This window comes from Paraburkholderia hiiakae (genome assembly GCF_904848665.1).
Lineage (GTDB): Bacteria > Pseudomonadota > Gammaproteobacteria > Burkholderiales > Burkholderiaceae > Paraburkholderia > Paraburkholderia hiiakae.
Genome location: NZ_CAJHCQ010000002.1, coordinates 399,102 through 422,977, shown reverse-complemented (window position 1 = coordinate 422,977; position 23,876 = coordinate 399,102). Strand labels below are relative to the sequence as shown.

General features: G+C 64.0%; 24 protein-coding genes. 9 read left to right on the top strand and 15 right to left on the bottom strand.

The annotated features are described in order from the left end of the window. The first annotated feature begins 333 nt into the window (after window positions 1-333). The 3 genes from JMY28_RS05845 (at window position 334) to JMY28_RS05835 (ending at window position 4,911) form a co-directional block, all read left to right on the top strand. Window positions 334-1,044 (top strand): hypothetical protein, encoded by a 711-nt coding sequence (locus tag JMY28_RS05845; RefSeq protein ID WP_201694936.1) that lies wholly within the window; start codon window positions 334-336, stop codon window positions 1,042-1,044. 451 nt (window positions 1,045-1,495) lie between these two features. Then, entirely contained in the window at window positions 1,496-2,341 is an 846-nt protein-coding gene (locus JMY28_RS05840; protein ID WP_201694935.1) for a class II aldolase/adducin family protein, read from the top strand. 77 nt (window positions 2,342-2,418) lie between these two features. Further along, entirely contained in the window at window positions 2,419-4,911 is a 2,493-nt protein-coding gene (locus tag JMY28_RS05835; RefSeq protein WP_201694934.1) for a CoA transferase, read from the top strand. A gap of 159 nt (window positions 4,912-5,070) precedes the next feature. Here JMY28_RS05835 and JMY28_RS05830 read toward each other — a convergent pair whose 3' ends face one another. The 3 genes from JMY28_RS05830 to JMY28_RS05820 all read right to left on the bottom strand — a co-directional run bounded on the left by JMY28_RS05830 (window position 5,071) and on the right by JMY28_RS05820 (window position 6,724). Next, window positions 5,071-5,949 carry a 4-hydroxy-tetrahydrodipicolinate synthase family protein gene (locus JMY28_RS05830; protein ID WP_201694933.1) on the bottom strand — a complete coding sequence of 293 codons (879 nt, stop codon included), beginning with the start codon at window positions 5,947-5,949 and terminating at the stop codon, window positions 5,071-5,073. 1 nt (window position 5,950) lies between these two features. Further along, window positions 5,951-6,283: a hypothetical protein gene (locus JMY28_RS05825; RefSeq protein ID WP_201694932.1), complete on the bottom strand. Its 333-nt coding sequence runs from the start codon at window positions 6,281-6,283 to the stop codon at window positions 5,951-5,953. 99 nt (window positions 6,284-6,382) lie between these two features. Beyond that, window positions 6,383-6,724 carry a hypothetical protein gene (locus tag JMY28_RS05820; RefSeq protein WP_236596715.1) on the bottom strand — a complete coding sequence of 114 codons (342 nt, stop codon included), beginning with the start codon at window positions 6,722-6,724 and terminating at the stop codon, window positions 6,383-6,385. Window positions 6,725-6,766: 42 nt separating this feature from the next. On the opposite strand from JMY28_RS05820, the gene JMY28_RS05815 reads away from it, so the two are divergent. Beyond that, window positions 6,767-7,333, top strand: a complete 567-nt coding sequence (locus JMY28_RS05815) for a hypothetical protein (RefSeq protein ID WP_236596714.1) — start codon at window positions 6,767-6,769, stop codon at window positions 7,331-7,333. A 452-nt stretch (window positions 7,334-7,785) separates the two neighbouring features. Here the strand turns inward: JMY28_RS05815 and JMY28_RS05810 are convergent, their stop codons facing one another. After that, window positions 7,786-8,046 (bottom strand): hypothetical protein, encoded by a 261-nt coding sequence (locus JMY28_RS05810; protein ID WP_201694931.1) that lies wholly within the window; start codon window positions 8,044-8,046, stop codon window positions 7,786-7,788. 383 nt (window positions 8,047-8,429) lie between these two features. Here JMY28_RS05810 and JMY28_RS05805 point away from each other — a divergent pair, with 383 nt between their 5' ends. Then, window positions 8,430-9,713, top strand: coding sequence for a sensor domain-containing diguanylate cyclase (locus tag JMY28_RS05805; RefSeq protein ID WP_201694930.1), 1,284 nt, complete (start codon window positions 8,430-8,432; stop codon window positions 9,711-9,713). Between the two features lie 44 nt (window positions 9,714-9,757). Beyond that, the gene (locus JMY28_RS05800) at window positions 9,758-10,144 is read left to right on the top strand and encodes an MAPEG family protein (RefSeq protein ID WP_201694929.1); all 387 of its coding nucleotides are present in this window, start codon (window positions 9,758-9,760) and stop codon (window positions 10,142-10,144) included. 72 nt (window positions 10,145-10,216) lie between these two features. Here JMY28_RS05800 and JMY28_RS05795 read toward each other — a convergent pair whose 3' ends face one another. Together JMY28_RS05795 and JMY28_RS05790 are read right to left on the bottom strand one after the other, a co-directional pair. Continuing rightward, complete coding sequence (locus JMY28_RS05795; protein WP_201694928.1) at window positions 10,217-11,581, bottom strand: pyridoxal phosphate-dependent decarboxylase family protein; 1,365 nt, start codon at window positions 11,579-11,581, stop codon at window positions 10,217-10,219. A gap of 37 nt (window positions 11,582-11,618) precedes the next feature. Then, complete coding sequence (locus JMY28_RS05790) at window positions 11,619-12,863, bottom strand: MFS transporter (protein WP_407945469.1); 1,245 nt, start codon at window positions 12,861-12,863, stop codon at window positions 11,619-11,621. Between the two features lie 119 nt (window positions 12,864-12,982). On the opposite strand from JMY28_RS05790, the gene JMY28_RS05785 reads away from it, so the two are divergent. Continuing rightward, on the top strand, window positions 12,983-13,429 hold the full coding sequence (locus JMY28_RS05785; RefSeq protein WP_201694927.1) for a winged helix-turn-helix transcriptional regulator: 447 nt from the start codon (window positions 12,983-12,985) through the stop codon (window positions 13,427-13,429). Window positions 13,430-13,487: 58 nt separating this feature from the next. Here JMY28_RS05785 and JMY28_RS05780 read toward each other — a convergent pair whose 3' ends face one another. The 5 genes from JMY28_RS05780 to JMY28_RS05760 form a co-directional block, all read right to left on the bottom strand. Beyond that, window positions 13,488-14,888, bottom strand: coding sequence for an amidase family protein (locus tag JMY28_RS05780; RefSeq protein ID WP_201694926.1), 1,401 nt, complete (start codon window positions 14,886-14,888; stop codon window positions 13,488-13,490). Window positions 14,889-14,926: 38 nt separating this feature from the next. Next, window positions 14,927-16,117, bottom strand: a complete 1,191-nt coding sequence (locus JMY28_RS05775; RefSeq protein ID WP_201694925.1) for an MFS transporter — start codon at window positions 16,115-16,117, stop codon at window positions 14,927-14,929. Between the two features lie 149 nt (window positions 16,118-16,266). Further along, on the bottom strand, window positions 16,267-17,055 hold the full coding sequence (locus tag JMY28_RS05770) for an alpha/beta fold hydrolase (protein WP_201694924.1): 789 nt from the start codon (window positions 17,053-17,055) through the stop codon (window positions 16,267-16,269). A 51-nt stretch (window positions 17,056-17,106) separates the two neighbouring features. Further along, window positions 17,107-17,454: a DUF4148 domain-containing protein gene (locus JMY28_RS05765; protein ID WP_201694923.1), complete on the bottom strand. Its 348-nt coding sequence runs from the start codon at window positions 17,452-17,454 to the stop codon at window positions 17,107-17,109. Window positions 17,455-17,722: 268 nt separating this feature from the next. Continuing rightward, complete coding sequence (locus JMY28_RS05760; RefSeq protein ID WP_201694922.1) at window positions 17,723-19,597, bottom strand: cytochrome c biogenesis protein DipZ; 1,875 nt, start codon at window positions 19,595-19,597, stop codon at window positions 17,723-17,725. Between the two features lie 307 nt (window positions 19,598-19,904). Between JMY28_RS05760 and JMY28_RS05755 the strand changes: the two genes are divergently transcribed. Next, window positions 19,905-20,468 carry a thioredoxin family protein gene (locus tag JMY28_RS05755; protein ID WP_201694921.1) on the top strand — a complete coding sequence of 188 codons (564 nt, stop codon included), beginning with the start codon at window positions 19,905-19,907 and terminating at the stop codon, window positions 20,466-20,468. Window positions 20,469-20,517: 49 nt separating this feature from the next. Here the strand turns inward: JMY28_RS05755 and JMY28_RS05750 are convergent, their stop codons facing one another. After that, window positions 20,518-21,258, bottom strand: a complete 741-nt coding sequence (locus JMY28_RS05750; RefSeq protein ID WP_201694920.1) for a class I SAM-dependent methyltransferase — start codon at window positions 21,256-21,258, stop codon at window positions 20,518-20,520. A 101-nt stretch (window positions 21,259-21,359) separates the two neighbouring features. Between JMY28_RS05750 and JMY28_RS05745 the strand changes: the two genes are divergently transcribed. Further along, a complete protein-coding gene (locus JMY28_RS05745; RefSeq protein ID WP_201694919.1) occupies window positions 21,360-21,770 on the top strand; it encodes a GFA family protein in 411 nt (136 codons plus the stop codon). Between the two features lie 25 nt (window positions 21,771-21,795). Here the strand turns inward: JMY28_RS05745 and JMY28_RS05740 are convergent, their stop codons facing one another. The 3 genes from JMY28_RS05740 to JMY28_RS05730 form a co-directional block, all read right to left on the bottom strand. Continuing rightward, complete coding sequence (locus JMY28_RS05740; RefSeq protein ID WP_201694918.1) at window positions 21,796-22,203, bottom strand: GFA family protein; 408 nt, start codon at window positions 22,201-22,203, stop codon at window positions 21,796-21,798. Window positions 22,204-22,278: 75 nt separating this feature from the next. Further along, window positions 22,279-22,818, bottom strand: coding sequence for a cytochrome P460 family protein (locus tag JMY28_RS05735; RefSeq protein WP_201694917.1), 540 nt, complete (start codon window positions 22,816-22,818; stop codon window positions 22,279-22,281). A gap of 11 nt (window positions 22,819-22,829) precedes the next feature. Next, window positions 22,830-23,873, bottom strand: coding sequence for an alpha/beta fold hydrolase (locus tag JMY28_RS05730; protein WP_201694916.1), 1,044 nt, complete (start codon window positions 23,871-23,873; stop codon window positions 22,830-22,832). Window positions 23,874-23,876 lie beyond the last annotated feature (3 nt).

Sequence of the window (23,876 nt, the reverse complement as noted above, 5' to 3'; positions counted from 1 at the left end):
CGCCTTCCGGCCTCGGCCATGAAGAGACATTCGATGCTGCAGGCTGGATCGCGAACAATCCAGTGACGCACTTGACACTGGCCCGCTAATGGGCGTCAACAATCGGCGAGATACCCATGCCACGGACGACCGGTACGAATGGAAAAACTTGAAGTCACGCTGCGCGCAGCGACCACCTCTAAATTTCAAATTAACGTCGCCTGAACACTTATCGAACAGATTTTAGATACTCATCCAGAGCTTCGGCAGGCTCCCCGACTGTGTGGGGTAAAGCAGACCGCATAGACTGCCGTTAACGTGTGCTGTGAGGACCGAGACTAATAGGATTGTGTAGTGGACTACAACAGCGCAAGAACAGGCATTAACGTGGCGGCCATCATGGCGGGAACGCTGTTGGTCCCCGCCATGGCTGACGCACACGGCCACCAACATCAGACGACTAAACACGCCGAGCACATCCGACACACGGTGCGCGCGCACGGGGGACAGGCGGTCCATCACGCTCGCGGCACACACGGCAGTCACCACCTGTACCGCGTCGGCGTCAGAATGCGCAACCATGGCCACCACCATGGAGGGTGGGCACCACGTGCGAAGGGCATTCATCACCCAGTCGATAACGAACTGTGGACTCAGCAGACAGTGCACGCGCCCACGTGGGTACTTCCACCGGTCTGTGACCGCGTGCTGACCTACACTGGTGCGTGTCAGCCCGCAGTGCTGGAGGCCCTACGCGTTCTGGGTCAGCCTACCCCGGTGGTTGAAGACCGGGAGCGGATGGCCACCCACCTCCAATCGATCCTGGACCACAGTGGGCTGCACCAAGTGGAAACCGCTTGCCAATCGCTGTTGGCCCAAGATCAGCAGAAGATCGCGGGGCTCCAGTTGCTGCTCACCCAGGCGCACGTTGCAGCGTCCGACGATTGCGCATCCGAGGTCAGAAAGCTTGCTGGCGACGAGACGGTGGCCACTGCAGCCTCAGCCGTGGCGGGGGCACAACTTCAGGACCGACCGATATTGGACTCGAAGGCAGACTCACAGTGACTGAATCGGACGGCCAAGGACGGTTTCCGCTAGAGGTCGAAACGAAAGCCCTGGCAATGCCCATCGGCAACAGGCTGCATGACGGCCTGAACCGGCTCAGACTACAAACCTGTTCAACGCTGCGGAGTTAGCTGTGGCAACTTCTCGTAGACCTTCAGGTAGTGAGCGATGATGGCCTTCACTGCGGGCGCTCATCGTCTTGTCCACGTTGCCAGGAGCGAGTGCCGGCAACAGCCTCTCCTTAGCTGCCGGTGTTGGGTAGCAGAACAGGGCGAGTCAGAAACTGCATGCGACAAGCTGGAAACGTAAGAAATCTTGCAGATCGGCGAACATGCGCGATCGTAGGATGTAGTCAAGCCGAATGGATGTGGGTTTCACTGACTAAGAGCACAGCACCAGTGACCGCGCATGTCCATCGCTTCACTCGTACATCCCGACAGGCGAAATCCACATGACGTCCCCGCAAACGCGAGCAACGCCCGACATTGATCTGGCTAAAGGCCTCCCCGAAGAACTCCAGGCGCGATACCAGCATGTCTCTCGCCCGCCTGAGTTCGATTCCCCTGAGCAGGCGCGCCTGCACGGCAAGCAGCGTCTCGCGGCCGCGTTCCGGCTGTTCTCGAAGTTCGGCTTCGACGAAGGCGCGGCGGGCCACATCACGATGCGCGACCCGGAGTACAGCGACACCTTCTGGGTCAATCCGTTCGGCGTGCATTTCAGTCAGGTGAAGGTGTCCAACCTGATCCGCTGCGACCATCATGGCAATGTCGTGGAGGGAGACCTCCCGGTCAACGCAGCGGCCTTTGCGATCCACTCGCGCGTGCACCACGCCCGTCCCGACGTGATGGCAGCCGCGCATTCGCACAGCACCTACGGCAGGGCCTGGTCGACGCTGGGCCGGCCACTGGACCCGATCACGCAGGACGTCTGCGCCTTCTTCAACGACCATGCCGTCTACGATGAATTCGGCGGCGTGGCAGTGGAACTGGACGAAGGCGAGCGCATTGCCAATGCGCTGGGTTCGAACAAGGCGGCCATCCTGCAGAACCACGGCTTGCTGACCGTGGGTAAGACGGTGGACGAGGCCGCATGGTGGTTCATCACCATGGAGCGTTCGTGCCACGTGCAACTGATGGCGGAAGCCGCAGCGGCACGCACCGGCGCACCGCTGAAGACGATTTCCGATGCCGCAGCGCGCCAGTCGCATTCGATTGTCGGCTCCGCGCAGGCGGGCTGGTTCCAGTTCCAACTCCTTTATTCCCGCATCGTCAAGGAACAACCGGACCTGCTGGACTGAGCCCGTGCCCACACCCAACAGTCAAGTCTGATTGCACAAGCGGGCGCCAAAAGGCGGACGACTCGAGGAGACAGCGAATGACCGAACCCACTTACCCGATGAAAGGCATACGGGTCCTCCATCTCGGCAGTTCCTGGCCCGGCCGGGTTGCCGCAATGCTTCTTGCCGACCAGGGCGCGGAAGTGATCGAGATCGAGCCGCCGAATCGACGGGCTTCCATGGAAGACGCACTGCTGGGTCGAGGCAAAACCGGCATCACGCTCGACCTCAAATCGGACGCGGGCCGGCGCACCGCCCTCACACTCGCCCAGGACGCGGACATCATCATCGACAACCTCGGCCCCGGCCGAAGCGTGAGTTTCGGTGTCGACTACGCCGCAATCGAGGCCGTCAATCCTGCAGTCGTCTACATCTCGCTGCCCGCATTCGCGTCACAGAGCGCGGAAAGCGACATACCCGGCTGGGAAGGCGTGATCGACGCCGCCTGCGGCGTGTACACCGACATCCATCTTGCCGGGCCACTGCTTGGCGGCGCGCCGCGCTTTACGTCCATTCCGCTGGCTTCGGCATACGGCGGCGTGCATGGAGCGATTGCCGCAAGCATGGGCTATCTCCACCGACTGCGCAGCGGAATCGGACAGTACATTGAAGTCCCGCTGGCAGACGCGGTGATGTCTGCGATGGCGCTGCTGGCGATCAATATTGAAGACCAACCGTTGCGATTCGACTTCCCGCCGGTTGAAAAGGCCATGCGGGATGTCGCTTTCCCGATTCTGCGGGACCTCTCGACGCATCTCACGGCCGAACATCGCGCCGCGCTGGAGCGCTATCTGTCCGATTTCGCATGGCCGATGTTCGCGGCATATCGCTGTTCGGACGGCAGGCAGATCTTCATCAATGCGGTGGAACATGTCCACCAGTCCCGTGTGCTGCTCGAGGCGCTCGGGTTGCTCGATCGTATGATTGGCGACGGCCTCGTCATTGGCAGCCCGTTCGACGAGAGCGGAGCGGATAACAACGTCAATCTGGCGACGCTGAGCGTCGGTTGGCGGAAAAAATTGCGGACCGCCATCGCCGAACGCCTCTCCACTCGACCCGCAGCCGAATGGGAAGCGCAGCTTGCGCGCGCTGGCGTCCCCGTCTCGATCATTCGTACCACGAAAGAATGGCTCCAGCTCCCTTCTGCAATTGAAGGCGGCAACGTTACATCACTGCTTGATCCACGCTTTGGCGAGACTCGTCAAGCTGGACGCTTCGTCACCTTCCGTGGCGCGAATGGTGAAAGCATTTCGCCGGAATTGCGCCCGTACCGCCATATTGACGACCCGCTCGCGGCGCGGTGGTCCGGCGAACGTATCGTGCCCAAAGCCGTCGAGTCCAGGCGTAACACCGTGCTGGAAGGTATTCGCGTGGTGGATATCTCCAATACGATTGCCGGCCCTGCGGCCGCACGGGTATTGGCTGAATTCGGAGCTGACGTCATTCGCGTCGATCCGCCTGCTCCGATTGCCGGTCCTCGCCACACCATGTGGTTCGGCATGGAGGTCAACCAGGGCAAGCGCGCCATCATCATCGACCTGAAGACCGAAGAAGGCCGCGAGGCGCTAGGCCGGATCGTCAAACAATCCGACGTCGTCATCCAGAACTTTCTCGACGAGTCGAGCCAGAGGCTGGGGATTTCGTTCCCCCAGATCGCAGCCGCTAACCCTCGCGCGATTGCGTGCCAGATAACTGCATGGCGCGGCCCCTTGGGCGGTCCTCGCAAGAACGACCCCGGCTACGACCCGGTCGTCCAGTTCGGCGTCGGCATTGCTTCCCGCTACGGCACCGCCGAGCAACCGGTCCTGCACGGGCTCGCGTCGTGTATCGACTACATAACGGGTTTCCTGTCCGCTCTGGGTATTGCTCAGTCGCTAGTAGCGAGAGAACTGGGCCGCGGAAGCGCGCATGTGGAAACGTCCCTGAGCATGGGCGGCCAGCTCGTGCAGTTTCCGTATGTCGTCGACAGCGTGAATAAACTGAACGAGCCGGAAATTTCGAGGGCAACCGGCTATGGTCCGGCTCAGGCAGTTTATCAGGCAGCCGACGGCTGGACCTATCTCGGGGGCCGAGAGTCGTCCATAGCGGCGATTGCCAACGCGCTGCAGGCCGACAGCACGACTTATGACGGAATCGCAGCCAGAATTCGGCAACTCAACAAGAGGGAAGTCGCTGAGGCAGTCGCGGGCGTCCACCACACCGTGGCGGTCGCAGTTCGACGGCTGGACGAGCTTCGCGCGGATTATGAGCAGCAAGGAATTCAAGCGAGTCCCGATGCAGCGGACACACGCTCCATCGTGATGCAGCACTTTGAGCATCCCAGTGGTTACACCGTCTCACTGCTTTTGCCTACGTGGTATCGGACCGCTCGCACTCCCATAGCGCAACTTCGGTCGGCGCCGCTTCCCGGTTCCGATACGCCAGCGGTTCTCCGGGATTTCGGATTTGGCCCCGAGGAAATCGCAGCGTTGAAGGTGCGAGGCATCACCGGAGACGGGTGGTCTGTCCTGCATCATTATCTTCCCCTCTGACCGGGCGCGCTCGAGGCCCCCGTTGATCGCTCGTTGCAGAGCGTTCTCGTACTTCATCTTCGCGATTCCCCATGACACGGTAGGGGGATAGTAGCGCCGCAAGATGAAAGCTCGAAAAAGCGGAAAAACGTCCGCGCGCGGCGCGCCCATGAAGCGAAATCAGGGTGACGGCGCGACGGCGCGCAGGTCGTCTAGCACGGCGCGCGCGAATTCGAGTTGCGTGACGAGCGCGGGCGAAGCCGGGCGAATCGGCATGCGCGTTTCGGGCGACAGGGTGCCGTCGAGCGACAGCATGGCCTTGATCGCACTCGGGTTCGGCGCGGCGAACAACAAGCGCAGCACTCCCTTGAAGCGCGCGAAAAGCCGGCTCGCCGCCTCGCCGTATCCAGCCTTCACGAGCGAGCGCACATCGCGCAGCAAGTCCGGGCAAATGTGTGCGCTCGCGAGGATGCCGCCTGTGGCACCCGCTTCGAGACATTCCAGGTACGCTTCGTCCGTACCGCAAAGCAGCGAGATGGGCAATTGTCCCAGCGCCTTGAAGCGCTCGCTCGCGCAAGCCTTGATGGCCACGATATTGTCGATTTCCGCCAGTTCGCGCACTGTTTCGATTTCGATCGACACACCTGTGCGATGCGGAACGTCGTAGAGCACCAACGGCTTCGACGTGGCACGCGCGATCTGCCCAAAGTGCCAGGCGAGCCCCGCCTGGTCCGGGCACACATAGGAAGGCGCGGGAACGAGAAAGCCTGCCACATTCCACTTTTCCAGCGCGCGCAGATCCTGCACGAACGCACGCGTGTCGCTACCGCCCAAGCCCGCGATCACCGGCACGCGGCCCGCCGCCACCTCCGTGATGGCTTGCAGCACGCTCACGCGTTCTACGTCGCTCAGGAGCGCGGCCTCGCCGGTCGTGCTGAGCGCAACGATGCCTGTCACGCCGCGGCTCGCGTATTCGTCGGTGAGGCGCTCCAGCGCCTCGATATCCACTTCGCCATCGCGCAACGGCGTAATGATGGGCAACCAGATTCCTTCGAACATATCAGGCCCCCTTGTTGGCGATGCGCGGGCGCAACGCGCCGATCGTGGCCTGCGGGACGCTGGAGATCAGCGTATGCATCGTGAAGTCGATGTCTTCGGGCGCGATATCGAGTTGCACGCGCATGGCGCCACGCACGAAGGCGGTCTGCGCGACGTAGACGCCGAGCGGAGAATGAAGCAGCGCGGTGAGATGGGCCCGCGCGCCTTCTTCAGTATTCGCGTTCAGCATGACTTCGAGCCAGGCACGCGGGGCCCGCAGCGGGACGACCTTCGCACGCGGGCGCTCAAGCGGCGCCACGATTTCGAAACGGGGGATGGGATTTGCGCAAGCCATGAGATTTGAATTGCCATTCGCAGGTTGTGAACACAACTTCAGCGTATTACCGAACGCGTAAAACCGGTGTTAAAAATAGCGGCCCTGGTTGTGTAAATTTCAAATGCTTTGTGCGAGCTGGGGATTCAACTCGAGATGCAGCACGACGAGCCAGCGGCGGGGGCACGCGTTGGCAATTTCGAGTTGCGTTTCATGCGCGCCACCGCTGCGCGCAGGTCCGATAAATCCCTGCTTCTTTGCCGCGGTCCATGCGGCCCGCGCATCGGACACCAGCCAGTTGCTCACGAGAAAGCACGTAATGCAGCTGAAGATCACCGTCTCGAAGTCCGAAATGCCCGGATCGATTTGTTGGGTAGCGTAGCCGAACACGGCGGTCAGTATCTGGTCCACGGAAAACGTGAGAAGCGCGAGCTTCAGCCAGCCTCGAAAGCGCATCGGCATGATTAACGGAGAACCACGGGATTGAACGGCGGGTGACAAAACATGGCAATTGCTCGGGCGGATTCGACGCGCAAGTGTAGGCGTGGCGTTCGTCCGCGCACAAGAAAAAATGCCGTAAACAAACGCCGCATTTACGCGCCGGTGGCCGATCTTTTACAGCTTATTTACACGCCGTTCGCTACGATCACTCTGTTGCACAATCTATCAGGCCCCTTCGTGTTGAAACTCCTCATTCCCGTCTTCGACCACCACGGCGCTGCCGAAGCCGCACGCCACAGCGCGTTTCTTTTCGCCGAACGCGGCATGGTGGAGGTCGAGGTCGTCGAGACGACGCAACGCGCAGCCAGCAACCACGCCGCGAGCACACGCAGGCGACGGCGCACACGCGACATGCTCGACGCCACCTGCGCGATTCTCAAAGACGCAGGCGTGCCGTACCGGCTGCGGCACGCTCCGGGGCCCGCAGAACGCAGCATTGCAGCCTGCGTGGAATGCAGTGGCGCGGATATCGTTCTCGTGGACGCAAGCCATCTCAGCTTCCTGCGCCAATGGATGATGCTCTCAAGGCTCAGGCGCCTTTGCAGCGTGCCGGTGACCTTGTTGCATTGACTGCGCATCACGCTCGACAAATGCGCAAACCCTCTACGCCAATCCGCCGCATGTTCCATGCTGTCCGTGCCACTAGCCCGCAAACGCGAGCGTTGCTTCGCGTCTGCGCGCTCATTCTGCTGATCAATCCTATTTTGACTTCGGCATTCGCGTTCTTCGCGTTTTCGAATCACCCGGATTTCGCTCTGGGCCTGACAGCATTCTTCTGTTTCATGTGCTGTACGCTGCTTGCCGTCTGGATACGCTCAGACGCGCGGCATGCGTGGTCGCGAGCACGAGAGTCGGGCTTCGTTCAGCCGGCCGCCATTCGGCCCGGGCGCGCGGTGCGGGTGTCGAGCGCTTGCCCTGCCCGGTGGCTAGTCGTGCTGCATGTGGAATTGCATGGAGGCGTCGTGGCGGCGCGACAGCACAGCGCAACGTGAATGCAACGCGTACGCGAGGTCAACGCGCTGTTACCGGCAAACCGGCAACTCCGCGGCGCGTGCCCTTTGTTGCGTCGCGGCGGCCGAGTTGTACGAGTCCATACTCTGCGCCGCGTACCGGTACTGCTGGTCGGCAATCGTGTACTGCTGGAGTTCGCGGCTGCATCGATCGCTCGACGAGCGCGTCTGGCATCGGCGCACAGTGGCCAGCGCCTGGAGCCGCTGATTGTCGGCCGAAGAGTAATCGTTGCCGATGCGATACGCGTCGAAACCCTGCGTGATAGCAGTCACGCGCGCTTCGGTCGCCGCGTGCTGGCGCGGGGTAGCGCAAGGGGCAGTGGAGCCAGCCTGGGTCTGCCCGAACGCGTGCATGGCGACAAGGCACAGGGACCATCCTAGCCATGTAGATTTGCGCCGCATGCGATTCCTCATATTTTCGGGTTGTTCTCGCGCTGCACTCTCTCGCCGCCAGCACGTAAATTCAATGTAGATATCCGCCAGCACGACATCAAGAAGATTCGTAACGAGTGTGGGCGGCTTTGGTGAGCTACCGCACAGAGCGTGCGTACATCGACATGTTCGAGAACGTGCACGGCGCGACATTGCCCTGCCGCCTCGTGTAATGCGGACTACTATATTGTCAGTGTATTGGGCTACCTGGCAAAGGAGGCTCGATGGCCGACTGGTCAAACATGATTCGGGATTTCGTCGACGAAATCGCTGCGAGCGTGGCCATGATTGGCCGCGACGAACGGGGACAGTTCGTCGTTTCGGCCTGCAACGATCATTTCACGCGGATGACGGGCGGCAGGCGCAACGCGATCAAGTCATTCCCCGCGTCGTTCGATGCGATCATTCCCAACTACGCCAGAACCGAATTCCGCCAGAAACTGACCGAATGCTTTGAATCCGGCGTTGCCCGCGAACTCGAGCAAGCCTACGACCTGAGGGACGGAACGCACTGGTGGCGCTTGTCGTTGAAGCCGATACGGCACGCCGAAGGCGGAGTCGCCGTGCTCGAAATCATGGTGACGGGCCTGGAAATCACGACGAAAATGCTGCTGACGCACGAACTGGAAGTCAGCACTTCGCGCTTTCGCTCCGTCGTGGATGCGGCCTACGACGCGATCATCACGATCGATCAGCAGCATTGCATTACGCTGTTCAACCGTGCCGCCGAGAACCTGTTCGGCTACTCCGCCACGGAAATGCTCGGGCAGCCCATTACGGAGCTTCTCCCCGAGCGCTACCGCGCCAATCATTCGCAATACGTCCACCAGTTCGCGCGTTCGCCCGTGCGTTCCCGGCAAATGGACGAACGTAACCGCGTTTATGGGCTCCATCGCGATGGGTCGCTATTGCCCGTTGAAATCGCGATTTCGAAAATCAACGTTGGCGGGCTGATCGAATTCACCGCCGTGATTCGCGATATTACCGATCGCGTTCAATTGATGGACCTGCTCCAGAAGCAGGCCGTAACCGACGAGTTGACCGGCCTGCCGAACCGCCGTGAATTCACTGACACGGTTGACAAGCTTCTGGAGTCGGACAACACGCTCTCCGTCTTCATTCTCGATATCGATTACTTCAAGAAGATCAACGACAACTACGGACACGACATTGGCGACGAAGTGCTGCGCGTCCTGGCCAAGGTCGTGATGAACTCCGACTGCCGGATCGGCGTGTTTGCCCGCTGGGGCGGCGAAGAGTTCGTCGCCGCGCTGCCAGACTTCGATATCGAGCAGGCAACGGCGGCAGCCGAAGAGTTGCGGCTCGCGATCGAGCAACAGAACTTCGAACACACCTGGCGGCTAGGCAAACCCGTTCTGTTTACGGTGAGCATTGGCGTGACCGAGCGCCTTCCGGGCGAGCACGACCTGGGTCCGCTCGTCAAACGCGCGGACCTCGCGCTGTATCGAGCCAAGGACAACGGACGCAACCGCGTGGAAATCGGCTAGCGCGCACCGCAAGCGCATCGCCCCCTCTCGCCAAGGAGCCTCTAATGGACAGAATCGCGCTGGCCTGCGTGGCCGTGCTGGGTCTTTTGCTGTTTGGCCTCGGCGTGACCATTTCCCTGCTGCGCTTTCGCGAAGGCACGCTCTCGGGTTGCGCGCCAGACCCGGCTAGCCTGCTGCACAAGTTTGTTCGCGCGCACGCGAACACTGCCGAATATGTGCCCTTCCTGGCCGTGCTCTTTCTCTATCTGGGCGCACGCTCGCCCTCGCCTGCAACGCTCGCGCTGATCGTGGCGGCGACCCTCTGCCGGTGCCTCCTCGTCGTCGGGCTGATCGCGTTTCCCTCGATGGCGAAGCCCAATCCCGCTCGATTTCTCGGCGCACTCGGCACTTATGCTGCCGGCATCGCGTTGAGTTTTGCGTTGCTGCGTTGAGTCGAGGGTGGTGAACCGTCCTCGGCAATGCTGCCTCCTTCGTTGTGCGCGCAACGCTATCGTCGGTGTCCACTACGGCGCACACGAGTCACCGCGCAGCGATGCCAGCAGTTGTACGAGCGCTTCGACGTCCTCGTCCCGCGTGCGCCACGACGACACGCTGATTCGCAACGCGGGCCGCCCCTGCCACGTCGTACCGCCGAACCACGTTTCGCCAGAGGCCTGCACAGCGCTGCGCAGCGCCTGCGTTTGCGCGTCTGTTTCGCAGCGGAACAGCACCTGATTCAGCACGACCCGGTTGAGCACCTCGTAGCCCAGGCGCGCGAGTTCCGCGCCGATGCGCCGCGCCTGCGCGTGATGACGCTCGATCATGGCCGCGACACCGACCCTGCCCAGCGTGCGTAGCGCCGCCCACACGGGAATGCCGCGCGCGCGGCGCGAGAACTCCAGCGTGAGGTTCTTCTGTGCGTCCGCACTCGCGGACAGATACGCCGCGTCGCTGTTCATCGCCACGGCCAAAGCTTTTGCGTCGCGGCAAATGACCATCGCGCAGTCATACGGCGTATTCAGCCACTTGTGCGCATCGGTCGTCCAGCTATCCGCCCCTTCGATGCCCTCGCACAACGCGCTCAACGCAGCCGCCGATGCGGTCCGCGCCCACAGGCCAAACGCGCCATCGACATGCACCCACGCGCCGGCCTCCTTCGCACGCGCAATGATCGGCGCGAAAGGGTCGAATTCGCCGGTATTTACCTCGCCAGCCTGCAGGCAGAGGATCGTGCGGTCGTCGAGCGGCGGGAGTCGCGCGGCATCCACACGCCCATCGTTGTCGACGCTCGCATAGACGATGCGATCCAGCCCGAAGCCGAGTATGCGCAGCGCCTTCTTCACCGTGATGTGGGCGAGTTCCGAGATCACGACCTTGATCTCGGGCGCGCCCATCAGCCCCTGGCGGTCGAAATCCCAGCCTTGCCGCGCAAGCAGCGTGCGCCGGGCGGTAGCAAGCGCGCCGAGCGTGCAGGCCGTGGCGCTGGTGCCGAAACCCACCGCGCTTTCGCGCGGCAGGTCGAGCGCTTCCAGCACCCAGCGGCTCGCGACGCGTTCCACCGTGGCCGCGACCGGCGAGTTGTCGAACGTCGAGGCGCACTGATCCCACGCCAGCATGAGCCGTTCTACCGCGGCTGCCGCCGGCAGCGCCGCGCCGATCACGAAGCCGAAATAGCGCGGGCCGTTCGAGGCCGTAGTCGCCGGCGAGCCGATACGGTCGAGCAATGACAGCGTGTCCTCAGCGGGCAATCCGCTTACGGGCAGCGACTCGTCGAATGCGTCGAGCGCCGCGATGGCCTCGTTCGAAGGGAAAACACGCCGCGTGGCGTTGCCTTCGACGTAGCGCAGGCCGCGTGCGTCGGCATCCGCCAGCAGTTTCAGTTCGTCCATCCAGACCTCCTGGTTCGGTTTCCATTCATATGTCAGTTCAATGTTCGAGCGCGCGCGGCATACTTCGCACAGTGACGACCCAGAACACCAGCGCCAGCATACTCACGGCCGCACCCAGCTTGCACACGCCATGCCAGCCCGCCACGGCATACGTTGCCGTCGTGCCAATCGCGCCAACCCCGCTCCCAACCGCATAGAACAGCATGTAAAGGCTCACGAGCCGGCTATGCAGTTGCGCGTTGCTGCGAAAAATCAGGCTTTGATTGGTCACGTGCAGCGCCTGGCCGCCAAGATCGAGCAGCACGATGCCAATCAGCAGCATCCATAGAGAGTATCCCAGCATTGAGAGCGGCCACCACGCCAGCAACAAGAGCGCCAGCGCGGCAGCACTGGTGCGCTGGCCCCAACCCCGGTCGGCCCATTGACCGGCGCGCGCGGCGGCAAGCGCACCCGTCGCCCCGGCCAGGCCGAAGGCCCCGATCGCCGTGTGAGAAAAATGGTAGGGCGGCGCGCTCAATGGCAGCACCAACGCGCTCCAGAAGATATTGAGCGTCGCGAACATCAGCAGCGCGAGCACGCCGCGCGTCTGCAGCACGCGATCCGAGCGCAACAATGCGAACATCGAAACGATCAGTTGTCCATAACTCATCGCACTCGACGCACCGTGCGCGAGTCTGGGAAGCCGACGCCACAGCAGCACGGCAAGCGCGAGCATGACGGCGGCGGAACAGCCATATACGCCACGCCAACCAGCAAGATCGCTCACGCCACCGGCGAACACGCGAGCCAGCAGCAAGCCAATGAACACGCCACTGCCCGCTGCGCCCACCACACGCCCGCGCTCGTTGGGCGCGGCGGCGGCGGCCGCATAGGCGATCAAACCCTGCGTCATGGCCGTGCCGAGCATGCCCACACCGAGCATGCCAACCAGCAGCACCGCTACGGATCGCGCGAGACTGACCACGCCCAACGCGCCCACCAGCGCGAGCACCTGAGCGATCATCAGGCGGCGGCGCTCCACCCTGTCGCCCAGCGGCACGAGCAGCAGCAACGCCAGCGCGCAACCGGCCTGCGTCGCCGTCACCACGCCGCCAACGGCGGCGCGGGTAATCCCGAAGTCGCGCGCCAATGCGTCCAGCAAAGGCTGCGCATAGTAGACATTGGCGACACTCACGCCGCTAGCCACCGCGAACAATAGTACGAGGCCGCTCGGCATCGGTGCGTGCGGCCAGACGGAAGCGCCGCTGGCCGGCGGTGCAAGCGCAATGGGGTCCGCGTTCATGAGCTTCAATCCAGTTTCAAAACAAAACCGATTGAATAGTATGTCGACTGGTTTTAAAATGCAACCACGTGAGGCGTACGCGTTTCGTCGATGCGCACTGGCAAAGAGAGGAAATCCCCATGGCAAGCCGCAAATCCATGAAGAAGGAGACCTGCCCGGTCGCGCGCTCGGTGGACGTGATCGGCGATCGGTGGTCGCTGATGATCCTGCGCGATGTCTTCGACGGCATTTACCGCTTCGGTGACATTCAGCGCAATCTGGGCGTGGCGCGCAATATTCTGTCCGGCCGCTTGAGCCATCTCGTCGAGGCTGGCATTCTCGAAACACGGCCGGCCTCCGATGGCACGACCTATCAGGAGTACGTACTAACAAAGAAAGGGGAAAGCCTCTTCCCCGTTATCGTCGCCCTTCAGCAGTGGGGCGAGCGCCATTTGTTCGACCGCGGCGAGCGGCATTCGTGGTTGATCGACAAAGCAACGGGCAAGCCGTTGCTTTCCATGTTTCCGCAGACCCGCGAGGGGCACGCGCTCACACCTCACGACACCGTGGTCAAGAAGCCCACTTGAGGGGCTTCGCCTGATTTGTCGAAGCGGACGGGATGGTCAGGTGCCGCGCCTGCCCGGCTCACATGGCCGGGTCGATGGGCGAAGGCGGCGCGCCGCGCGCTTCGATCGCGTTGCCGGCCAGGAGACACAGGTCCTCGCGGAAGTGCCCGGCGACGATCTGCACGCCCACCGGCACGTCCTTGACCATGCCCGTCGAGACGACGAGCCCCGGCAAGCCCATCGCGGGCAAGGCGCGCATGGTCAGCTGGGCTTCCCACACGCGCTGGAATCCCGCCGCGCCCTGCATGTCGAGGTTATCGGGGAACGGCAGTTCGCCCGAAACCGGAAGCAGCAGCACGGGATAGTCCGAAAGGAACAAGCGCCATGCGCGCGTGAGCGTCGTGCGGCGTACCAGCGACGGCACCACCACGTTCTCGGGCATCGCCGCGACCTTGGCACGCACGCCATCCACTACCGCCTGCGCACCCGGGTCGCCGTCACGCGCCACGGCGTCGGCGAGCGCCGGGAAACCGTCGCCGAGCCACAGGCGCTCCTGCACTTCGCCGGCGTCACGCAAGAGCGGCACGTCGTCGATCTGCTCGACCGTCCAGCCTGCGTCGGCGAGCCGGCGGCCGGCGTCGAGCAAGGCGTCCTCCACTTCCTTCGTGATGCTCATGCCGCCCGGACGCAGGCAGAGCGCCGCGCGCCGCGGCACGTCGGGTCCGATGAGCGGGGCCGGTGCCCACCAGGGGTCGCGCAGGTCGGGCGCCGCAAGCGCCGCGAGCGCGAGGCGCAGGTCCTCGACCGTGCGCGCCATCGGGCCCGCGCCCGACATCATCTGCGCGCCGATCGGCCGCTCGGGCGACGACGCGTTGAACGCCGGCACACGCCCGATGCTGGGCCGCAAGCCATGCACGCCGCACGCATACGCGGGGTAGCGCACCGAGCCGCCAATGTCGGTGCCGAGCGCGATATGCCCGATGCCGGCCGTCACCGCCGCCGCCGCGCCGCCGCTCGAGCCGCCTGGCGTGAGCGACGCATTGCGCGGGTTCTTCGTATGCCCGTGGACCTGGTTGCTCGTGAACCAGCGCAGCGCGAAGGTCGGCGAATTGGTGCGGCCGAGCAGCACCGCGCCAGCGCGCACGAGGTTCTCGACGGCAGGGCTGTTCACCTGCGCGATCAGATCCTTTTGCAGACGCGTGCCGTTGGTCGTGGCGAAGCCCGCCTGGTCGATGTTGATCTTCGTGGTGACGGGCACGCCCGCCAGCGGCCCCGGATCTTCGCCGCGCGCGATCGCCGCGTCGATCCTGTCGGCCTGTTGGAAGACCCATTCGGGCCGATAGTCGATCACCGCGTTGATGAGCGGATTGACGGCTTCGAGGCGCTCGAGCGCGGCCTTCGCGGCCTCGCGTGCGGACACCTCGCGCGCGCGAACCCGCTTGGCGAGTTCAGTTGCGGTTAAACGCCATAGTTCAGTCACGATCCCTCCGGTTCGTTAGCACATTGAGAATGAGTCGGTCAGGCGTTTGCCGATAACGTCTCGGCACGCTGCCTGTCGCGCAGGACGGCCAGCGTGAGCGCCGCGAGTCCGCACGCCGCGATGAGCGCGAGCAGCGCCACCCGGCCGCCATGCACCAGCACCCAGCCGCCGACGGCCGGAAACCCGAAGGCGCCGACGAAGTACGCCGCGACGAACCACGTGAGCGCGGCGCGGCGGTGCGCGGCTACGGAGTCGTTGACAGCCTGGAGCTGGACGATCGGGTATGCGAGCCCGTACCCGGTGCCCAGCAGCACTGCGGCCGCCGATTGAAACAGCACGTGAAACGGCACGACGAACATCGCCGCGCTGCCCAGCACCATCATCGTGAGCAGCACTTTCGTCGCCGTTTCGGAGCGCAGCTTGATGACCACGCGCGAGAGCAGCCAGCGCGTGGCGATGACCGTCACCGTGTACACGCTGAAGAAGGTGGTCGCTTTCGCCTCGGTGCCTTGCACGAGCGACATCTGGAATGTCATGAGGCCCGAGAACACGCAGCCGCCGAGCGCGATGATGACAATGGGATACACCGCGCGCGTGCGGGCGATCACGCCCACCTTCAGGAGCCACGGGTCTGGCGACGCCGGCTCTTGCGTCGCGGAAGTGGCGCGCACATGCGGCGCAAGCCGGCCGAATAGTTCGAGCAGCACGGCCGCCAGCACGCACATCCCGCCGATCGCGTAGAGCACGCCGCCAAGCGGCATACGCCAGAAGCGGATCGCAAACCCCGCAATCGCCGGGCTGGCGCCGATGCCCGTCATCTGCATGGTGGCGAAGCGCAGGAACCAGAGTCCGCGTTCGGCGTCGTTCGTGCGCTCGGCGAGCGCCATGGGCGCGGCGAGGCAAAACGCGCCCCAGCCGAAGCCCACGAGGAAGCCCGGCACGACATCGAAGCTGCTCACGTGCTCCACGAGCGCGAAGCTCACGACGCCCGCGCCCACGCAAAGCGCCGCCAACGCCGCCATGCGCGCCGCGCCCACATGCTGGGCAACCCAGCCTGTAAGCGAGACGCCCACGAAGGTGCCGAGGGCGGCGCCCGCGAGCGCCACGCCGGTGTTGATGTCGTTCCCGCCGATAGCGTGCACGCGCATGGAGAACAGGAACGTCGCGCCATAGCCTGCCGATGCGAGCAGGACGCCGACGAGCATGATGAGGGCACTGAATGGACGCACCGCTGCACTTCCGGACGATGACGGAAGTGTCCAGATTATCAGTCCCTGTACCCAGCGCTGCATTCAGGTGCTCCTCCGGTGCGATGACGGTGGCATGCGGGGAGCCGCGCAGTGGAAGCGCTTCCACAACCCGGGCCGGTGCGGACGAGTTACCTGGCGCCCTGCTGTGTACGCTCCGCTGCGTCGATGATCGCGTCGGCCACCGCCTTCGGTTGGCTCAGCATCGAGACGTGGCTACCGTTCACGTGCGTCACCTTCGCGCCGATATGCTTCGCCATCGATTCCTGCAGTGCGGGGTCGATCATGCGATCGCGCGCCGTCACGACGAAATACGACGGCTTGTCATGCCACGCGGCCTGCGTGACCTTCTGCGAGAGCGCGCCGCTGAACCACGGTCCCTGGGTGGCCGCCACGATACGCTGCTGCGCGAGCGGCAGGTCGGGCGCGAAGTCCTGGCGAATCGCCTTGTCGGAGAGCGTCAGGTAGCCCGCCGAGTCCTTCTGCAACTCGCTCGCCCACGGCGCGTCCGGCTGGCCCTGCGTGATATCGGCGATCGACTGGCCGTTGTCGGGCGCGAAAGCCGCCACGTACACGAGCGACTTCACCTTCTCGTCGTTGCCCGCCTCGCTGATCACAACGCCCGCCCACGAATGGCCGACCAGCACCACCGGGCCCTTCTGCTGCTCGATCACGCGCCGCGTCGCGGCCGTGTCGTCGGCCAGCGAGCTGAGCGGATTCTGCACGGCGACCACGTGCAGGCCGCGCGCTTCGAGCAGCGGAATCACGCGGCTCCAGCTGGAGCCGTCGGCGAACGCGCCGTGCACCAGCACGACGTTGGTGCCTTTCAGATCCTGCGGCGGCGCGGCGTGCGCGGCTTGCAGCGCGAAGAGGCCGCCGACGAGCGCCACGGAAGTGAAAATCTGCTTGATCGAAGCCATGGTCTTTCTCTCTTCTTTTATCGGGTCGTTCGGTTGGTCGGCGAGGGCGTATTACGAATGCGCGTAGATCGGGCCGAGGCCCGGGATATCGTCCTGCGGGGCGCGCGCGGCGTTCGCGTCGCGATGGGGCGCGCCCGAAGCGGACGACGCGCCCGCCACACCGCCATACGACGACGAAGTGGCTTGCTGCGCGACCTGCGAGGCCTCCACGCGCGCCAGCGCCGCCTGGATGTTGCGCGGGTATTGGGTTTCGTCGGCGGCGGGGTTGTAGCCGGCCTTCTGCAACTGCACGAGTTCGGCGCGCACCTGTGCGCGGGTGACGGGCTCGTTCGACTGCGCGAACGAAAGAACCGGTGCGGCGGCGAGAGCAGCAAGGGCGAGGAGCTTGAGGGCTTTCATGACGTTCTCCAAAGATGAGGTAGACAGCAGTCGGGTTCAAATCGGGTTGCCGTTCAGCGCGAGTGGTGTATCGAGCTGGCGTAGGTGTATTTGAACGCCCGGATGTATCTGCCGTGTTTCCATTTGGGGCGCGGTTTGCGTATCAACGTGTCCGGATTGCGCGCAGATACATTGCACTACAAAAAAACCCATGAAGCGCGGAGCGGGCCACAACGCGAACGCCGCCGGGCCCGCGAGGGCACGGCGGCGTGGCATGAGGTTGCGCGTATCAGCCGAAGGTGAAGCTGTAGACGTGCGCGCCCGGGTCGAGAAAGCGGATCTCGAAGGTGTGATCCTCGATGCGGCCGGGCTGGCGCACGAGCTGATACAGCCGCGCGCTGGTGGCAACGCCGGTGCCGTCCGCTGCGACATCGGCGCCATGCGCGGCGCCCGGCGGCGCGCCGTCGATGCTGATGCGAAAGCGCACGGGCTTGCCGTCGGCGTCCGGTGCGAGCACCAGATGCAGGTCGCGCGCATGGAAGCGATAGGCGATGTTCGCCTGCGGCGCCCCCGCCACGGCGGACTCGGCGCCCACGTTCCACTGCCCGCCAAACGCCCACTGGTTCACGTCGAGTCGCCGAGGCACTGTGTAGGCCGCGGCCGTATCGCCCTGCACGCGCTCCGCGTTCGCATTGCCCTGCGCCTCGCGATACCCCACATAGGTTTCGCCCGAGCCGATGTCGCGCGGGTCCGCCGGAGCCAGCGCGCCGCTCGCCTGCGGTGCCTGCGGCGTGGCCGTGGGCGTGGCGCGGCCGGTGTCGGCCAGCAGTTGCTGGATCGTCTGCTCGGCCTGTGCGTAGTCCCCTTCGCCGAAGTGGTGATAGCGAACCCGACCCTGCGCATCGACGAGATAGAACGCCGGCCAGTATTGGTTGCCGAAGGCGTTCCAGATGCGGTAATCGCTGTCCACGGCAACGGGATAGCGGATGTTCAGGTTGGCCAATGCCCGCTTGACGTTGCCCGTGTCATGCTCGAAACCGAATTCGGGCGTATGCACGCCGATCACGACGAGGCCGTCATTGCGGTAGCGCTCGGCCCACGTCTTCAGATACGGCAACGTTCGCAAGCAGTTGATGCACGAATAGGTCCAGAAGTTGACCAGCACGACCTTGCCGCGCAGCGCTTCGGGCGTGAGCGGCGCGGAATTGAGCCACGCGGTCGCGCCATCGAGCGGCGGCAGGCGGCCTTCCACCGGCAGATCGGCGGCGGCCGCGCGGGCCGGCAAGGACACGCGCACGATGTGGGCAGACAGATCGGCCGACTGCTGTGCCAACTGCGTGGACAACTGCGGGGCCGGACTCGACTGCGCCGCTCGTTCCACACGAGGCGCCGGCTCTGCGCGCTTGGCGTGATTCGCCACTTTCGTTTGATTCGCGGCGGGCGCCGCCAGCAAATCGACGAGGCGCGCTTCCACGCCGTTGGTCGGCGCGCCTGGCACGAGGGCGAGCAAGCGCGTATCCACGCCCAGCGCGATCGCGCCGACCGTGAGGAGCACGAGCGCGCCCATTGCGCGCCGCACATGCTCGCCCACGCCGAGCGAGCGCTTGAGCGCGGCCATCGCGCGATGACCGAGACCCGCCACCACCGCGAGCGAACTGGCGGCGCCCACGGCATAGGCCGCGAGCGCGGCCCACGTCTGCCAGGTCACGCCGTGACGGGCCGCGCCGGTGATGATGAGACCGAGGATCGGCCCGGCGCACGGCGCCCAGAGCAGCCCCGTCGCGGCGCCGAGCAGCGCGGCGGAGCCGATGCGGCGCGACGCGCCATCGTCCTGAGAGCGCGCCATGAAGCGGTCGGCAAGCGCCGTGAGCGGCCCGGAAAGACGCGTGGAGAGCGCGGGAAAGAGCAGCGCCGCGCCGAACAGCGCGAAGAGCCCGAGCGCGATCCAGCGGCCGTACTCGCTCAACTGCTCCGCGCCGTTCAGGCCCGCGGCGCCCAGACCCGTGAGCAGCGCGAACGTGAGCGCGAGACCGAGCAGCATGGGCAGGCGGCCGGTCAGGAAAGGCTCTTCGGAACGCGCGAACACGAACGGCACAACCGGCAGGATGCAGGGGCTCAGGACGGTGAACACACCGCCCACGAATGCGATGACGATGAGTAACATGAGTTCGGTCTCCAGACTAATGTCGGCGGACTTGCCATGTGCCGTATTTGAGCGCGAGCATGTATCCGGGGAATGTCTGGAACGCGTGCGTCGTGCATCGTCATGTATCGCGAAAGCGGTTTGATACATGACGATACAAACGTGCAGCGGCGTACCCGAGGCTGTGGACTAGCGGTGAACGATTTGTATCTCTACGTATCGCGCCCCGGCGGCGACACACTACGTTTCAACAGTGCCGCGGCGGGGACACGAGCCAGATACGTAGGAGCGTTCCAATACGCTCGTCGTCCACACAAGGAGAACCCTCATGATCTCTCGTCTCAGGATTGCCGCTGTTGCCATCGGCCTCGCCGCCACCGCCGGGCTCGCCGCCTACGCCTCCAGCGAGGAACCTTCGGGCGGCTCGGCCGCGCTGCAAACCGGCGCGCAGGCGCCCAACTTCACCGGCATCAACAACTGGCTCAACAGCCCGCCGCTCGACCTCAAGCAGTTGCACGGCAAGGTCGTGCTCGTCGACTTCTGGACCTTCGACTGCATCAACTGCGCGCACACCATCCCGCACGTCAAGGAGCTGGACGCGCGCTATCGCGACAAGGGTCTGGTGGTGGTCGGCGTGCACACGCCCGAGTATTCGTTCGAGCACGACACCGGCAACCTGAAGAAGGCGATCAGGCAATACGGCATTACGTACCCAGTCGCACAGGACAACGGTTACGCGACGTGGAATGCCTACGGCAACCAGTACTGGCCGGCGGAATATCTCATCGACCAGAACGGCAAGCTCGTTTATACGCACTTCGGCGAAGGGGACTACGCGCAGACCGAACAAAAGATTCGCGATCTGTTGGGCATTCAGGGCAAGCAAGGATGATCGGCTTGCGCCGCCGCTGCGGATTCTGGGGCGGCGGCGATCGCAAGCGCTATGTATTTGCCGAGACCAGCAGCAGCATCGGGCGTTCGAGTTCTTCCGCCAATGACGGCGTTTGCTGCACCTGCCCGGGCGTCGGCGCGAATTCACTCACGCGCTGGATACGAAACCCCGCATCGATCAGCGTGTTCAGCGTGGTGGCCAGCGTTCGATGGTATTTCAGCACGCCCTTGACGAACCAGTCGGTGCGGCGTTCGCCCTCCATTGCGTAGCCGTTCACAGGCCAGGTCTTGCGGCCGCGCTGGTCGGCCGCCTCGCCGCTGATCCAGTGCGGGTTGGCCGCCGCCATGTATATCGGATGCTCGATCGTGAAGACCAGTTGGCCAGCGCTCGCGAGCGCGCCGCGAAGTGTGCGCACGAGGCGGCCGAAATCGGCCACATAATGAAAGGCCAGCGCGCTGTACACGAGGTCGAAGCGCTGATCCGGCAGGCTCAGGGTGTCGAGATCGTCGATACGGTATTCGATGGCTGGGTCCGCTGTATCCGCCCTCGCGCGCGCGATCATGCTCTGCGAAATGTCGATACCAAGCACTGACGCCGCGCCCTGCTCGCGCATCCAGCGCGAAGCCCAGCCAAAGCCACATCCCAGGTCGACCACGCGTTTGCCGCGCAGGTCTGGCAGCAGCGCGCGAATGGCTGGCCATTCAGGCGCGCCTTCGAGCCCCAGCACCTGGCGCGGAATCCGGCTGTAGCCGGCGAGGAATTCCGGATCGTCGTATATGTTTTGCGCCATGCTTTCCTCTTCTCGTTCTCGACAGACGTGAGCGACTATACGCGTACCATGCGCGCGTACCATGCGATATTCCGCGCAACCCCGAAAAAGGAAGAAGGCCAATGTCGAATGCCTGGAAAGGCCGCTGCCTGTGTGGCGCGGTGCACTACCACGCTCGCGGCGCCGCGCTGACGCAGCTCATTTGTCACTGCCGAGATTGCCAGCGCGCGTCAGGATCGGGCGGTTTGCCTGTCGTTGTCGTGAGTGCCGCCGAATTTTCGTTCGAAGGCGAAATCCGCGCTTATACGATAACCGGCGGCAGCGGCATGCCGACCACGCGAAATTCGTGTGCGCATTGCGGCAGCCTGCTCTTTGGCACACCGCAGCATGCGCCGGATATCGTGACGATCTACGCGGGAACGCTAGATGACCCTTCACGGTTCCATGCCGAATTCGTTCAGTTCACGTCCGAACGACATCAGCTCGACGCTCGCGAGCCCGGCATCGCTCAATATTCGGGACGCGCGCCCTGAGGCTGCGCCGCCCCGCTGAAGACACTCAAAGATGCCGCGTTTCCCGAGGCGGATTGCCCCAGTCATTCGCGAGACCGTTGGCATAGGAGATCGGTGCATTCAAGGCTTCGTTCAAGTCGAAGTCGTCGATACACATGATATTCACGTTGATGTAGGGGTAGCCCGTTCCGTTCGGCATATCGACGCGGTCGAATACGTGCACGCCGCAGTGTTTGCAAAACGGATGATGGGCGACCGGGTTTTTCCCTTCGTAGTGCGTGAGATCGCTTTCGCCCGAAAGTAGAACGAAGTCTTCCGGGCGGACCTGCACAAGCCAGAGCCGGAGTTTTCCACAGAAGCTGCAGTTGCATTTTCCCGTGCCCTTGCTGAAATCGATTCGTGCTTCGAACTTCACCGACTGGCAATGGCAACTTCCACGGTATGTCCGCTGCATGGGGCTCTCCCGATCAGTTTGAAGACAACTGCGGGATTATGTCACCGATCATGAATCAAGAGCCCCCGCATCCCGTCAAGGCGCGAATCGCGTAAACACGTAGTCGCGATCCTTCACCTTCGAAGCGTGGCACGCAAAACAGGTCTGATGTTGCGCCTCGTCGGCAGGCACGCCGTTGATGAAACGCCCATACCCCCAGCCGCCCGTCGACGCATAGCGGCGCGAGTCCTTCACCATGACCTGCACGGTCGTGGGCTGGCCCGGCACCGTGGCCGGCGCGAAATCATCGGACTGCTTACGCTTGTACGCAAGCTTCACAAGGATCGTGCCGTCGGGATACGGCAGCGTCGAATTCTCGATGGCCTTGATCGCAACCGGATTGCCCAGCACCACGCGCAGTTCGGCGAGCGGCGCGGCCTCCTCGGCCGGCGCGATCATTTCCCACTTGCGGTAGCCGGGTGGAATCGTCACGCCGTAGATCGGCGAAGCCGCCTGCCGGGGCGCTTGCGACTGTGCTTGTGCGCCTTGCTGGGCCCATGCGGCGGGACCCTGCGCCAGACTCGCGAGCAGCGCGCCCGCGAGGAGCGCGTGACGCCTGAAGAAACGCGCTCGCATCGCGGCCCCGATCACAGATGCGTGACCTGGAGGATGGCCTGCGCGAACTCCTTGGGCGCTTCCTGCGGGAGATTGTGGCCAATGCCGCCGTCGATATTGCGGTGCAGATACTTGCCCGTGAACTTCTTCGCGTAAGCGGCCGGCGCGGGATGCGGCGCGCCGTTGGCGTCGCCTTCGAGCGTGATGGTCGGCACGGTAATGACGGGCGCGGCGGCGAGACGCTGCTCGAGGCTGTCGTACTTCGCTTCGCCCTGCACGAGACCCAGGCGCCAACGGTAGTTGGAGATCACGATGGCCACATGGTCGGGATTCTGGAACGACGCTGCACTGCGCTCGTAGGTCGCGTCGTCGAAGTTCCACTTCGGCGAGGCGAGTTGCCAGATCAGCTTGTTGAACGCATCGCGATTCGCGGTGTAACCCTGCGCGCCGCGCTCGGTCGAGAAGTAGAACTGGTACCACCACTGCAACTCGGCTTGCGGCGGCAGCGGCTTGCGGTTCGCCTCCTGGCTGCCGATCAGATAGCCGCTCACGGAAACCATCCCCTTCACGCGCTCAGGCCACAGCGCCGCGACGATGTTCGCCGTGCGCGCGCCCCAGTCGTAGCCGCCCAGAACGGCCTGATCGATCTTCAGGGCGTCCATGAACGCGACGAGATCGACAGCGGTGACGGCCTGCTGGCCGTTGCGCAGCGTGTCGTCCGAGACAATGCGCGTGCTGCCGTAGCCGCGCAGATACGGCACGATCACGCGATAGCCCGACGCGGCCAGCATCGGCGCAACCTCGACATAGCTATGGATGTCGTACGGCCAGCCGTGCAGCAGGATCACCACCGGGCCGTTCTTCGGTCCCGCTTCGGCGTAGCCCACATTGAGCAGACCCGCGTTGATCTGCTTGATCGGGCCGAACGATACGCCGTTGCCCGTGCGCGTGTTGCCATCCGTGCCGCCAGTCGACTGTGCGTGCGCGAGACCGCCGAATGCGAAGTCCGCGAGCGTGAGGCCGGCAAGCGACGTGCCGAGAAGGCGACGGCGCCGGACGTTGACGGGATCTGACATGAC